At 68.9% G+C, this 13,302-nt stretch carries 12 protein-coding genes and 1 tRNA gene; 8 read left to right on the top strand and 5 right to left on the bottom strand.

Annotated elements, in window-relative coordinates:
• The first annotated feature begins 12 nt into the window (after window positions 1-12).
• The 5 genes from RM788_RS24405 to RM788_RS24385 all read left to right on the top strand — a co-directional run bounded on the left by RM788_RS24405 (window position 13) and on the right by RM788_RS24385 (window position 5,795).
• Window positions 13-417, top strand: a complete 405-nt coding sequence (locus RM788_RS24405) for a VOC family protein (RefSeq protein ID WP_315934081.1) — start codon at window positions 13-15, stop codon at window positions 415-417.
• A 90-nt stretch (window positions 418-507) separates the two neighbouring features.
• Window positions 508-2,346 (top strand): NHL domain-containing thioredoxin family protein, encoded by a 1,839-nt coding sequence (locus tag RM788_RS24400; RefSeq protein WP_315934080.1) that lies wholly within the window; start codon window positions 508-510, stop codon window positions 2,344-2,346.
• Window positions 2,347-2,395: 49 nt separating this feature from the next.
• Complete coding sequence (locus RM788_RS24395; RefSeq protein ID WP_315934079.1) at window positions 2,396-2,716, top strand: GroES family chaperonin; 321 nt, start codon at window positions 2,396-2,398, stop codon at window positions 2,714-2,716.
• Between the two features lie 417 nt (window positions 2,717-3,133).
• Window positions 3,134-4,873: a VanW family protein gene (locus RM788_RS24390; RefSeq protein ID WP_315934736.1), complete on the top strand. Its 1,740-nt coding sequence runs from the start codon at window positions 3,134-3,136 to the stop codon at window positions 4,871-4,873.
• 106 nt (window positions 4,874-4,979) lie between these two features.
• Window positions 4,980-5,795 (top strand): DUF1206 domain-containing protein, encoded by an 816-nt coding sequence (locus tag RM788_RS24385; RefSeq protein WP_315934078.1) that lies wholly within the window; start codon window positions 4,980-4,982, stop codon window positions 5,793-5,795.
• A 69-nt stretch (window positions 5,796-5,864) separates the two neighbouring features.
• On the opposite strand, the gene RM788_RS24380 is transcribed toward RM788_RS24385, so the two are convergent.
• On the bottom strand, window positions 5,865-7,700 hold the full coding sequence (locus tag RM788_RS24380) for an acyl-CoA dehydrogenase (RefSeq protein WP_315934735.1): 1,836 nt from the start codon (window positions 7,698-7,700) through the stop codon (window positions 5,865-5,867).
• Window positions 7,701-8,276: 576 nt separating this feature from the next.
• On the opposite strand from RM788_RS24380, the gene RM788_RS24375 reads away from it, so the two are divergent.
• Window positions 8,277-9,758: a sodium:solute symporter family protein gene (locus RM788_RS24375; protein WP_315934077.1), complete on the top strand. Its 1,482-nt coding sequence runs from the start codon at window positions 8,277-8,279 to the stop codon at window positions 9,756-9,758.
• 77 nt (window positions 9,759-9,835) lie between these two features.
• Window positions 9,836-10,366: a DUF6886 family protein gene (locus tag RM788_RS24370; RefSeq protein ID WP_315934076.1), complete on the top strand. Its 531-nt coding sequence runs from the start codon at window positions 9,836-9,838 to the stop codon at window positions 10,364-10,366.
• Window positions 10,367-10,410: 44 nt separating this feature from the next.
• Here RM788_RS24370 and RM788_RS24365 read toward each other — a convergent pair whose 3' ends face one another.
• From RM788_RS24365 to RM788_RS24355, 3 genes are all read right to left on the bottom strand, one after another.
• Complete coding sequence (locus RM788_RS24365) at window positions 10,411-10,959, bottom strand: hypothetical protein (RefSeq protein WP_315934075.1); 549 nt, start codon at window positions 10,957-10,959, stop codon at window positions 10,411-10,413.
• A gap of 138 nt (window positions 10,960-11,097) precedes the next feature.
• A complete protein-coding gene (locus tag RM788_RS24360) occupies window positions 11,098-11,289 on the bottom strand; it encodes a hypothetical protein (protein ID WP_315934074.1) in 192 nt (63 codons plus the stop codon).
• Window positions 11,290-11,392: 103 nt separating this feature from the next.
• Window positions 11,393-11,466, bottom strand: a tRNA-Gly gene (locus tag RM788_RS24355).
• A gap of 103 nt (window positions 11,467-11,569) precedes the next feature.
• Between RM788_RS24355 and dcd the strand changes: the two genes are divergently transcribed.
• Window positions 11,570-12,151, top strand: coding sequence for a dCTP deaminase (dcd, locus tag RM788_RS24350; RefSeq protein WP_315934073.1), 582 nt, complete (start codon window positions 11,570-11,572; stop codon window positions 12,149-12,151).
• Here dcd and RM788_RS24345 read toward each other — a convergent pair.
• Window positions 12,148-13,131 carry a cation diffusion facilitator family transporter gene (locus RM788_RS24345; RefSeq protein WP_315934072.1) on the bottom strand — a complete coding sequence of 328 codons (984 nt, stop codon included), beginning with the start codon at window positions 13,129-13,131 and terminating at the stop codon, window positions 12,148-12,150. The genes dcd and RM788_RS24345 overlap by 4 nt on opposite strands.
• Window positions 13,132-13,302: the final 171 nt, after the last annotated feature.

The raw sequence follows: 13,302 nt of genomic DNA, 5'->3' as shown, positions 1-13,302 counted from the left end.
CATGATCGGGGCATGGACGCCCTCTACCCGCGACTGCTGGTCCGCGACTTCGACACCGCCGTCACCTTCTACACCGCCGTCCTGCGCGACCTGGTCGGCGTGGAACCGGTGAAGGTGATCCCCCAGGGCTCCTACGCGAACTGGGACATCGACGGCGGAACCGGTCTGGTCCTGTTCGGCCGTGCCACCATGGCCGCCGCCGCCGGCACCACCGACCTGCCTGACACCCCCACCGCCCAGGACACGTCGATGCTGGTCATGCACGTCGACGACCTCGACCACGCCACCGCCTGCTTCACCCGCCACGGCGCCACCCTCGTCGCCGAACCCCAGGACCGCCCGTTCTGGAGCCCCGGCCTGCGCACCGCCCACCTGCGCGACCCCGAGGGCAACCTGGTCGAACTCCAGACGTACTGACCCCACACCCCACACCCCACACCCCACACCCCACGTCCCACATTCCGGACACCGGAACACCCGCCCGGTGGCTTGTTGTTGACTTCGGTCGTGACCACCGCCCCACGCCGCCGTGCCCGTGTCCGCGCCCCCGAACCGGTCGGCCGCGGCTGGCTCAACACGGGTGGTGAGGACGTCAGGCTGGCCGACCTGCGCGGCAAGGTCGTGCTGTTCGACTTCTGGACGTTCTGCTGCATCAACTGCCTGCACGTGCTCGACGAGCTCCGGCCGCTGGAGGCCGAGTTCGCGGACGTGCTGGTGACCATCGGGGTGCACTCGCCGAAGTTCGTGCACGAGGCCGACCCGGACGCGCTGGTGGCGGCGGTGGAGCGGTACGAGGTGCACCACCCGGTGCTGGACGACCCGGAGCTGACCACGTGGCAGGCGTACGCGGTGAAGGCGTGGCCGACGCTGGTGCTGGTCGACCCCGAGGGGTACGTGGTGCACGTCGCGGCAGGTGAGGGCCACGTCGACGCGTTGCGGCAGGTGATCACCGAGCTGGTCGCGGAGCACGGGGCGAAGGGGACGCTGCACCGCGGGGGCGGGCTGTACGTGCCGCCGCCGCCCGCCGCGACGGAGCTGCGGTTCCCGGCGAAGGCGGTGCTCACGAAGCGGGGCACGCTGCTGGTGGCGGACTCGGCGCACCACGGCCTGGTCGAGCTGGAGGCCGACGGCGAGACGGTGGTCAGGCGGATCGGTACCGGTGAACGGGGGCGCGAGGACGGACCGCGCCCGACGTTCTCCGAGCCCGCGGGCATCGCCCTGCTACCTGACGACGTCGCCGGGCTGGTCGGGTACCACGCGGTCGTCGCGGACACGGTCAACCACCTGCTGCGCGGCCTGAACCTGGACACCGGCGAGGTGACCACGGTCGCGGGCACCGGCGAGCAGTGGCGCAACGGTCCGACCGACGGGCCCGCGGACGGGATCGACCTGACCAGCCCGTGGGACGTGGCGTGGTGGGAGCCCGCGCGGGGCGTGGCCATCGCGTTGGCGGGCAACCACACCCTCGGCCTGTTCGACCCGGTCGCCAACCGGCTCAGCCGCCTCGCGGGCACGACCGTCGAAGGCCTGAGCGACGGGCCCGCGCTGGAGGCGTTCTTCGCCCAGCCCTCGGGGCTCGCGGCGGACGGAGACCGGCTGTGGCTGGTCGACTCGGAGACCTCGGCGCTGCGCTGGCTCGACGCGGACCGCGTCGTCCATACCGCGATCGGCAAGGGCCTGTTCGACTTCGGCCACCGCGACGGCAAGGCCGACCAAGCGCTGCTCCAGCACCCGCTCGGCGTGACCGCGCTGCCGGACGGCAGCGTCGCGATCTCCGACACCTACAACGGGGCCCTGCGCCGCTACGACCCGAGCACCGACGAGGTGTCCACGCTGGCCGTCGGCATCGCGGAGCCGTCGGACGCGGTGCTGGTCGACGGCGAGCTGGTGGTCGTGGCGTCGGCCGCGCACCGGCTGGACCGCCCCGTGGCGCCCGGCGTGGCCGCGGAACTGGTCTCCGGGGAGGCGCACCGGGTGCGCAGGCCGCCGTCGGAGATCGGCGCGGGCGACCTGGAGCTGACGATCGTCTTCACCCCGCCCACCGGGACCAAGCTGGACGACCGGTACGGCCCCTCGACACGCCTGGAGGTCACGAGTTCGCCACCAGAGCTGTTGCTGGACGGTGACGGCGTCGGCACCGACCTCACCCGGAAGCTGCGGATCGCGGAGGGGTTCACCGAGGGGGTGCTGCACGTCGTCGCACAGGCCGCTAGCTGCACGGACGACCCCGCGGTCGACCATCCGGTCTGCCGCCTGACCCGGCAGGACTGGGGTGTACCCGTTCGTGTGACAAAGGGCGGTTCCAACAGGCTGCCGCTGCTGATGGGCGGTATGGACGACATCTAGTGGTGGACACCTGGTCCGGACCACGTCTCCTGGCACGTAGACTCCCCGAGTGGCTGATGTCAAGCTCGAGATCCAGATGCTGCACGACCGCGTCCTGGTGCGGATCTCGCCCGAGGACGGGGAGCGCCGCAGCAGCGGTGGCATCGTGATCCCGTCCACGGCCCAGATGGCGAAGCGCCTCTCCTGGGGGGACGTCCACGGCACCGGTACGCACGTGCGCCACGTGAAGGTCGGGGACCGGGTGCTCTTCAACCCGGACGACCAGCTCGAAGTCGAGATCAACGGGCAGACCTACCTGGTCATGCGGGAGCGGGACGTGCACGCGACCGCGACCGAGCAAACCGATCAGGGGACCGGTCTTTACCTGTGACACCCCCGAACGTGATCACCGCGTGATGGCGTTCCGGTAACTACTCGCAAGACCACCTTTGACGAGCCAGGAGGGGGCGCGGTGCCGGACAAGCAGCGACCCGAGTACGAGGCCGAGCGGACCATGGCGATGGAGCCGGTCCGCCCGCAGGGGAACGCGTCGGAGCAGACGACGAAGTTCTCCGTTGCCTCGCTCCAGGCACCGCAGAACGGCGGCTGGCCCGAGCACGAGCCCGACGGGGAGGCCGAGTTCGCCGCCGCGCCAACGGTGCGCACCATGCAGCCGCCCCCGCCGCCGTTCGTCCCGCCCACGCCGCAGCAGCCCACCCCGCAGCAGCCCGCGGCGCAGGCGACCGCGTTCTTCGGCGCCCAGAACCCGCCCGCCTCCGACGAGCCGACCGCGGCCCACAACCTGGTCATGGTCGAGCAGAACGAGAACGGCGACGTCGAGGCCAACCCCGATGCCCGCAGGAAGCGGCTGCGCAAGATCGGCATCATCGCCGGCGCGGCCGCCGGCGTGCTGGTCGCGCTGTACGGCCTGGACATCCTGGTCTCCAGCGGCAACGTGCCGCGCGGCGTCACGGTCGCGGGCGTCGATGTCGGCGGCATGAGCCACGGCGAGGCGGAAGCCAAGCTGCGCCAGCAGATCGAGCCGCGGCTGACCCTGCCGATCGCCGTGCAGGCCGGTGACGTCGACACCACGATCGACCCGAAGGCCGCCGGTCTGACGCTCGACTGGGCCGCCACGGTCAACCGCGCGGGCGACCAGCCGCTGTCGCCGTTCACCCGCCTCACGTCGTTCTTCACTTCCCGCGAGGTCGGCTTCGCCACCCAGAACGACCAGGCGAAGCTCACCGCCCTGCTGGAGGGCATGCGCGCCACCACGGACCACGACCCATCCGAGGGCACGATCAAGTTCGACGGCGCGACGCCCAGCGCGGTCAACCCGAAGCAGGGCCAGAAGCTCGAACTCGACAAGGCGACCGGCGTCGTCCTGGCGGACTGGGCGAAGGGCGAGCTCACGCTCCCCGTGGCCACGACGCCGGTGAAGACCACCAAGGAGGGCGTCGAGAAGGCGCTCAACGAGGTGGCGAAGCCCGCCGTCGCGTCGCCGGTCGTCGTCAAGGGCGAGGGCAAGGACGCGAGCCTCGCTCCCGAGCAGATCGCCGGGGTGCTGGTCTTCGAGCCCGCCGACGGCGGCGCGCTCAACGCGAGGATCGACAACGCCAAGTTCGCCGAGGTGGCCGGTCCCCAGCTCAAGGAGACCGAGAAGGAGGGCAAGGACGCCGAGGTCGTGTTCGACAGCGGCGCCCCGGTCGTCAAGGAGTCCGTCGACGGCGTCGGCATCGACTGGGACAAGAGCCTGGAGAAGGGCCTCGACGTCCTCAAGGCCACCGACCAGCGCGAGATCAAGGCCGAGTACAAGAAGACGCCCGCCAAGGTGACCACCGAGGCGGCGAACAAGCTGGGCATCAAGGAGGTCATCGGCTCCTTCGAGACCGGTGGCTTCGCGGCGGACTCGGGCACGAACATCAAGGTCGTCGCGGCCAAGGTGGACGGCGCCATCGTCAAGCCCGGCGACACGTTCAGCCTCAACGGCTACACCGGCCAGCGCGCGGCCCAGCAGGGGTACGTCGAGGCGGGCATCATCGACAACGGCGCCCCCAGCCGCGCGGTCGGCGGCGGCATCTCGCAGTTCGCCACCACGCTGTACAACGCGTCGTACTACGCGGGCATGAAGGACGCGGGCCACCAGGAGCACAGCTACTGGATCACCCGGTACCCGGCGGGCCGCGAGGCCACCGTGTTCGAGAACCCGGACGGCTCCAGCGTCATCGACCTGCGGTTCACCAACGACTCCGAGACCGGCGTGGCGATCCAGACGATCTGGACGCCGTCGACGCTGAAGGTCGTCCTCTGGGGCACCAAGCGCTACCAGATCGAGGGCACGACCAGCGAGAAGTCGAACTTCACCGAGCCGCAGACCGTCTACAAGGAGACCCAGCCGTGCGCCGCGGGCAACGGCGCGCAGGGCTTCACGGTCACCGACACCAAGATCATCAAGGACATGGGCGGCGCGGAGATCCGCAGGGAGAACCGCACGGTCAAGTACGACCCGTCGCCGAAGATCGTCTGCGGGCCGAAGCCCGCCGGTTGATCCCCGTTCCACCCGCGAAGCCCGTCCAGCGCACTGCTGGACGGGTTTTCGCGTGTGAAGGACGTGTTGGGTGGGTATCACTCGTCCGAGTGATGGGAGTTCCGCCGTGGGCAAAGCGCAGACCGCTGCACGTGAGGTCAACGAGAATCCGGTCGTGCAGGTCGCAGGCCGGGTGGGGATGGTCTTCTACGGCATCCTGTACGTGATGCTGGCGTTCATCACGGCTCAGGTCGTGATGGGTGACAGCGGCGAGCAGGCCGACCAGAAGGGCGCGCTGGGGCAGATCGCCGAGACGTCCTACGGGCCGTTCCTGCTGTGGGTGACGGCGGTCGGGCTGTTCGCGTTCGCCCTCTGGCAGCTGCTGGAAGCCGCCATCGGCTACACGTGGATCCCCAAGGAGCGCAAGCGGATCGGCAAGCGGATCGGCGCCGCCTCGCGCGCCGTCACCGGCGTGATCCTCGCCTTCGCGGCCATCAAGTACGCCAACGGCGCGGGCGGCGGCGACTCCAGCAAGCAGCAGAAGGAGCTGACGGCGGTCGTCCTCGGCTGGCCCGGCGGGCAGTTCATCGTCGGCGCGGTCGCGCTCGGCGTGCTGGTCATCGCGTTCGTCGTGATCCGCAAGGGCGTGAAGAAGAGCTTCGAGGAAGACCTGAACATGGGCGAGCTGCCCAACGGCACCCGCAAGTTCGTCGAGCGGACCGGCCGCATCGGCTGGATCGGCAAGGGCCTCGCCTACGCGATCATCGGCCTGCTGGTCGGGATCGCCGCGATCAACGCGGACCCGGAGCAGTCCGGCGGCCTGGACAAGGCGCTGCACACGCTGGCCGCCGAGCCCTACGGCGTGTTCCTGCTCGCGGTCATCGCCCTGGGGTTCCTGGGCTTCGGCATCTACTGCTTCGCCGCGGCCCGCTCCCACAAGTGACGCGGTAGCAGCCAAAACGGCGGCGCCCCGACCGGATCCGGTCGGGGCGCCGCCGTTCTCGGTTCAGGTCTAGAACGAGCTCTCGTCCACGTCCATCAGCGAGTTGTCGGTCGACTCGGCCACCTTGCGGCGGGAGGTCAGCTCCGGCAGGACGTTGCGGGCGAAGAACGACGCCACCGCGACCTTGCCCTCGTAGAACGACTTGTCCTTGGCGGACACCGGTCCCGCCAGCTTCGCCAGCGCCACCTCCGCCTGGCGCAGCAGCAGCCAGCCGACCAGCACGTCGCCCGCGGTCAGCAGCAGGCGCACGGAGTTCTGGCCGACCTTGTAGATGTTGCGGACGTCCTCCTGCGACGTGGTCAGGAAGCCGATCATCGCGCCGAGCATGCCCTGCAGGTCCTCGAGACCCTGCTTGAGCAGCGCGCGCTCCTCCTTGAGACGACCGTTGCCGCCCTCGTTGTCGAGGAACCGCTGGATCTCGCCGTTGATGAACCCGAGCGCCTGGCCCTTGTCCCGGACGATCTTGCGGAAGAAGAAGTCCAGCGACTGGATCGCGGTCGTGCCCTCGTACAGCGAGTCGATCTTCGAGTCCCGGATGTACTGCTCGATCGGGTACTCCTGGAGGAAGCCCGACCCGCCGAGGGTCTGCAACGACTGCGCGAGCTGCTCGTAGGCCCGCTCGGAGCCGACGCCCTTCACGATCGGCAGCAGCAGGTCGTTGACCTTGCTCGCCAGCGCCGTGTCCTCGCCGCCGAGCGCGATCCTGTCCTGGAACGTCGCCGTGTACAGGTAGACGGCCCGCAGGCCCTCGGCGTAGGACTTCTGGAGCATCAGGCTGCGCCGGACGTCCGGGTGGTTCGTGATCGCCACGCGCGGAGCGGTCTTGTCCGTCATCCGCGTCAGGTCGGCGCTCTGCACGCGCTCCTTGGCGTAGGCCAGGGCGTTGAGGTAGCCGGTCGACAGCGTGCCGATGGCCTTCGTGCCGACCATCATCCGGGCGTGCTCGATGACCTCGAACATCTGCGCGATGCCGTCGTGCACCTCGCCCAGCAGCCAGCCCTTGGCGGGCGTGCCGTGCTGGCCGAACGTCAGCTCGCAGGTCGTGGAGACCTTGAGGCCCATCTTGTGCTCGACGTTGGTGACGAAGGCGCCGTTGCGCTCGCCCAGCTCACCGGTCTCGCCGTCGAAGTGGAACTTGGGCACGAGGAACATGCTCAGGCCCTTGGTGCCGGGCCGCGCCTCGATGCCGGGGCCCTCGGGCCGCGCCAGCACCAGGTGCATGATGTTCTCGGTCAGGTCCTGGTCGGCGGACGTGATGAACCGCTTCACGCCGTCGATGTGCCAGGAACCGTCCTCCTGGAGGAACGCCTTCGTGCGACCGGCGCCGACGTCGGAGCCCGCGTCGGGCTCGGTCAGCACCATCGTGGCGCCCCAGCCGTGCTCGATGCAGGTCTTGGCCCACTGCTTCTGCTCTTCGGTGCCGTTGTTGTAGACGACCGAGGAGAAGCTCGGGCCCGCCATGTACATGTACGCGGCCGGGTTCGAGCCCAGGATCAGCTCGGACGCCGCCCACTGCACCGACGGCGGCACGCCGTAGCCGCCCAGCTCGTTCGACAGCGAGAGGCGGTACCACTCGCCGTCCCACAGCGCCTGGTACGACTTCTTGAACGACTCGGGCAGCGTGGCGGAGTGCGTCTTCGGGTCGAAGACCGGGGGGTTGCGGTCCGAGTCGGCGAACGAGTCCGCCAATGGGCCGACCGCCAGCTTGTTCAGCTCGGCCAGCACCCCTCGCGCGGTGTCCTCGTCGGACTGTTCGAACGGACCAGTGCCGAGGTGGTCCTGCACGTTGAAGACCTCGAAGAGGTTGAACTCGAGATCCCTGACGTTGCTCTTGTAGTGGCCCATCTCGTCACTCACTCCCGAAAGGTGCGGGGCCTGTCCCCTACTGACCGGTAACAACAGGGTATTACCTGTCAGTAACCCCGGCAAGGGGCTGCACGCGGATGTGAGGTACCGCAACCGTGAAGTCACCTGCTCCAACGAGCCGCACACCCGTTCGGCCGCGCCCGTTTTAGGCATTTTGCCGCAATTTGTCACCCACTGGGATGGCCGTCACCCGGTTGCGCGGATTCCTCGACCGGGTCGAATGCGCCCCCACCTGCGCTTATCCATTTTCGACGTGTGTCCGCAGGAGGGCCTGGCAGCTGTGGGCAACTACACACCGTGGGATCTTGTGCCGCTCGGACCAGCGGTGATGCGCACATATGTGAACAAGGGTCACAAATGTGAGTCAGTTCCGCGTGAAGGGGTTCCGCCCACGGCAACAGCCTCGTAAGACCAACGTCACATATCCCGTGTGGATGAGCTGGGCACCGCCGCCCGTGTCGCCCGGCTCACCCGGACAGGTCGCACTCACTGTGCACACCAGGAGGTCTCATGGGCACCCTCGACTGGATCGTGGTCGCTGGGTACTTCTTCGTCATGGTGGCCATCGGTATTTGGTCGCGCGGGCGGGTCAAGAACATCGCCGACTTCTTCACCGCCGGCGGCAAGATGCCGTGGTGGCTCTCGGGCATCTCGCACCACATGTCCGGCTACAGCGCCGTCATGTTCGTCGCGTTCGCCGCCGAGGCCTACCGGTTGGGCCTCACCGTCTACATCTGGTGGTCGCTGACCATCGGCATCGGCGTCGGCATCGGCGCGTTCCTGTTCGCGGGCCGGTGGAACCGGTTGCGCGCCAAGCACGGCGTCGCCTCACCGCTCGAATACCTGGCCCGCCGGTACAACGTGCCGACCCAGCAGCTCATGGCCTGGTGCGGCGCGGTCCTCAAGGTCGTCGACATCGCGGCCAAGTGGGCCGCCGTCTCGATCCTGCTGCGCGGCTTCGCGGGCGTGCCCATCGTGTGGGGCATCGTGCTGATCGGCGCCGTGACGATGGTCTACTCGGTGCTGGGCGGCCTTTGGGCCGACGCGCTCACCGACATGGGCCAGTTCGTCATCCAGGGCGCGGCGGGCATCGCGATGTTCGTCGCGGTCGCGGCGCACCTCGGCGGCATCAGCTTCACGTGGACGATCTGGGACAAGCTCCCCGAGTCGCACAGCGACCCGCTGTCCGGCCCGTACACGCTCACGTTCTTCATGGCGCTGTTCCTGATCAAGACGCTCGAGTACAACGGCGGCATGTGGAACCTGGCGCAGCGCTACATGGCCGCGCCCTCCGGCGCCGCCGCCAAGCGCTCCGCCCTGCTCTCCGCGGGACTGTGGCTCGTGTGGCCGCTGGTCCTGTTCTTCCCGATGTGGGCGGCGCCGCTGATCGTGCCCGGCATGGACGGCAACGCCGAGCAGGCCTACGTCGAGATGGGCAAGGCGATGCTCCCCGCGGGCATGATCGGCCTGGTGCTCGCCGGGTTCTTCTCGCACACCATGGCGATGGTGTCCTCGGACGCCAACGTGATCTCCGCCGTCATCACCAGGGACATGCTGCCCAAGCTGTGGAAGGGCATCACCCGGCTGAACGCGGACGCCCAGCTGAAACTGGCCAGGGTGACCACGTTCCTGTTCATCGGCTTCAGCATGGTCATCGCCATCACCTCGGGCGGCCAGGGCTTCGTCCTCAAGGTCGTCGTCGACCTGGTGGCCGCGACCATGGGCCCGATCGCGATCCCGCTGATGCTCGGCCTGCTGCCGTGGTTCCGGAAGTTCGGCCCGTCGGCCGCCATCGCCTCGGTCGTCGGCGGACTGGGCGTCTGGGCGTTCCTCTACATCGAGCAACTCCAGAAGGCCGCCTTCGTCACGAAGGGCGTCCTGGTGGCGACACCGCTCATCGTGTCGCTGATCCTCTACATCGGCTTCGGCCTGCTGAAGCCGGAACCGTCGGAGGACCGCGACCTCCTGCTGGAGTCCCTCAACAGCGACGACGAGTCCAAGCCCGCCGACGACGAACCGCTGTCGGTCAAGGCGTGATCCGAAGGGGCCACCTCCGGGTGGCCCCTTCCGCTCGTGCGGCCCTACCGTCGAGGCATGCCGACGAGGACGAACCGTTGAGACCCGGACCGGGTCAGGTGCTGCACTTCTCCGAAGACCCCACCATCACCCGCTTCACCCCGCACGTGGCACCGACCGCGCGTCAGCGGACCCCGTACGTCTGGGCGGTGGACGGACCGAGGTGCCCCGACTACTGGTTCCCGCGGGACTGCCCCAGGGCCATGGCCTGGACGACACCGACGACCACCACCGACGACGCCACCCGCCTGCTGGGCCCCGGCGAGGTGCGCCTGCACGCCGTCGAACACCACTGGCTCGAAGTACTGCGCACCGCCCGCCTCTACGCCTACCGCCTACCGGCAAGCGCTTTCACACTGTTCGGCGACGACGCCCACGCCCACGTGGCCACCGAACCGGTGGAGCCCCTCGGCCCGGTGGAACCCGTGGGCGACCTCCTTGCGCTGCACGAGGAAGCGGGCATCCAACTCCGCCTGCTCACCACCCTGTGGCCGCTGTGGGACGCCATCACCACCAGCACCCTCGGGTTCAGCGGCATCCGCCTCGGCAACGCCCGCCCGCGCGCCTAGCCGATTCCCGGTCGGCGCGACGTCCTCGCCGACCGGGCCGTGCGTCAGGCGGTTCGGGCGGCCTGTCCGAGGCGGATCGCCGAGACCAGGAAGAACACCCCGCCGATGGCCGCGTACCCGGCGAGGCTCGTCAGCGACGCACCGTCCTGGGACGCCATCACGATGAAGGACGCGCCCGCCAGCGTGGAGATCCCGCCGCTGAGGATCATCGCCCACTGCCCCCCGAGCTTGCGCCGCTTCAGGGCGACGACCAGCTGGACGATCCCGGACAGGATGGCCCAGGCGCCCCACACCCGCAGCGTCGCGGGAATGCTGCCGGAGGTCGCGGCGAAGACCAGTCCGAGGGCGGCCAGCGAGCTGATCACGATGTTCAGCACCAGTTCCCGCGACCGCGACGACCGCGCGTCGACGACGGCCGCGCCCACGTCGAACAGCGGGTAGACCACCAGCAGCACCGCGGCCGCCACGCCGAGGTCGGACGCGGTCAGCGCCACCAGGCCGGCCCACACCACGGCGAAGCCGAACCGCACGAAGTAGAGCGAGCGCAACGCGGGCGCGGACCCGACCGCCAGGGTCCCGGTGGCGGCGGTCATCGGGTGCCCCGATCCGCGCGTTCGATCGCGGTGGGCTCGACGAGGGCCGCAGCCTCGTGACGGAGGTTCCTGAACATAGGAGTCCCTTCGACTCAGGAAGAAAGAACGATCGGTGTTGCTAGAGGCACGATGGCACGCTCAGGTGAGATTTTCAAGACCGACCGTTCTTTCCCTCACGCTGGTCGCGTGCCCCCGCCCATGGCGATGGCCCTCCCGGCCCAGGTCACGGAACTGGGACCATTCGGTGAGCATGACGCAGGCTCGTGCGCCGCCGACCGCTTCGAGGAGCGTGCCGGTGATCATCATCAGGTCGTCGAGGTTGGACCGCACCTCGCTGGAAGCGGGAAGATCTCTCCGACACGCGGCGTGCTGACGACATCAAGAACAAAGGCCCAGGCGAACCGGAAACCGGCTCTTGCCTGGGCCTTCGTGGTGGAGCGGGTGACGGGAATCGAACCCGCCTCTACAGCTTGGGAAGCTGTCGTTCTACCAATGAACTACACCCGCGTGTGCTGCGGGACCGATCATACACAGGGTGCGCCGGCGTGCGTTGAGTGGTTGGCGTGCTGGCGTGGGGCCGGGGTGGGTGGGCGCGGTTAGGCTGTGGCACGTGTTGCTGAGTGATCGTGATCTGCGCAAAGAGGTCGAGTCCGGTCGGTTGCTGCTCGACCCGTTCGACGGGGAGATGGTGCAGCCGTCGAGCATCGACGTCCGACTCGACCGGTTCTTCCGGGTCTTCAACAACACCAAGTACACGCACATCGATCCGTCGATCCAGCAGGACGACCTGACGTCGCTGGTGGAGGCGGAGGCGGACGAGCCGTTCGTGCTGCATCCCGGTGAGTTCGTGCTGGGGTCGACGTTCGAGAAGGTGACGTTGCCGGACGACCTGGCGGGGCGGTTGGAGGGCAAGTCGTCGTTGGGGCGGTTGGGGCTGTTGACGCACTCGACGGCGGGGTTCATCGATCCGGGGTTCTCGGGGCACATCACGTTGGAGCTGTCGAACGTGGCGAACCTGCCGATCACGCTGTGGCCCGGCATGAAGATCGGGCAGCTCTGCCTGTTCCAGTTGAGCAGCGCGGCCGAGTTCCCGTACGGGTCGGCGCAGGCGGGGTCGCGGTACCAGGGGCAGCGGGGGCCGACGCCGTCGCGGGCCTACCTGAACTTCCACCGGACGGACACGAACCGCTAGAGGTTGAAGCCGTAGCGGGACAGGACGCGTTCGCGCATCGCGGGATCGTTACGGGGAACGGGCTCCAAGAAGATCTCGTCGAGGTCGGGGAACTCGGCGCGCAGTTCGCCATCGATGCGCACGCAGGCGCGTTCCAGGTCGGCCGCGCCCAGCGCGTCGTCGAAGTCGAGGCGGGCGCACAGGAGCACGCGGTCGGTGCCGGTGAGCATGCTGAGCAGGTCTACCACGGCCTCGACCTCGGGTGCCTCGCGCAGCCGCTGACCGATGGCCTTGATCATCACGGGGTCGGCCTGGCGGCCGATGAGCAGGCCGCGGTTGGTGCGCGCGAGCGAGTACGCGACGGCCGCGAGGAGCACGCCGATGGCGAGCGACGCGACGCCGTCCCACACCGAGGAGCCGGTGAGCTGGTGCAGGCCGACACCGGCGAACGCGATCAGCAGGCCGGTCAGCGCCGCCGAGTCCTCCAGGAACACGGTCTTCACCGTCGGGTCGTCGGACAGCTTCAGGTACTCGACGATCGAGCGGTCCTGCGCCTTGGACTCGCGGCGGACCTGGCGGACCGCCTGCGCCCACGACACGGACTCCATGGCGAACGCGAGCGCCAGCACGATGTAGCCGACCAGCGGCCGCGTCTGCTCCTCGGCTTCGCCGAACACCGTGCGGAAGCCCTCGTAGAACGCGAACATCGCGCCGGACGCGAAGATCGACACGGCGGCGAGCAGCGACCAGAAGTACCGCTCCTTGCCGTAGCCGAAGGGGTGCTTGCGGTCCGCGGGCTTGTCCGACCTGCGCAGGGCGGTCAGCAGCAGGGCCTCGGTGAACGTGTCGGCGACCGAGTGGGCGGCCTCCGACAGGATCGCCGCCGACCCAGTGATGATCCCCGCCACCGCTTTCATGATCGCGATGGCAAGGTTCACGGCGAGGGCCAGCACCACGGTGACCTTGCTCTCGCTGCCCTGATCTGCCGCGTCCTCGCTCATGGTGAAGACCCTATTGCGGCGCGCCGCTCGCCGCCCATTGGTGCGTCCGGGTGAGATCGGGCCGCGAAGGCAACAAACGGGACGTTTCCGGAGTCTTCACCTGTGGGATCTCGAAATCAGGTGCACGGGGTGGTGGGGCCGCTCGCGTCCACAGAGGACACGGGCGGTCCC

This window comes from Umezawaea sp. Da 62-37 (genome assembly GCF_032460545.1).
Classification (GTDB): domain Bacteria; phylum Actinomycetota; class Actinomycetes; order Mycobacteriales; family Pseudonocardiaceae; genus Umezawaea.
The sequence above is the reverse complement of the archived record's forward strand: the minus strand, read 5'-3'. Positions and strand labels throughout refer to the sequence as shown.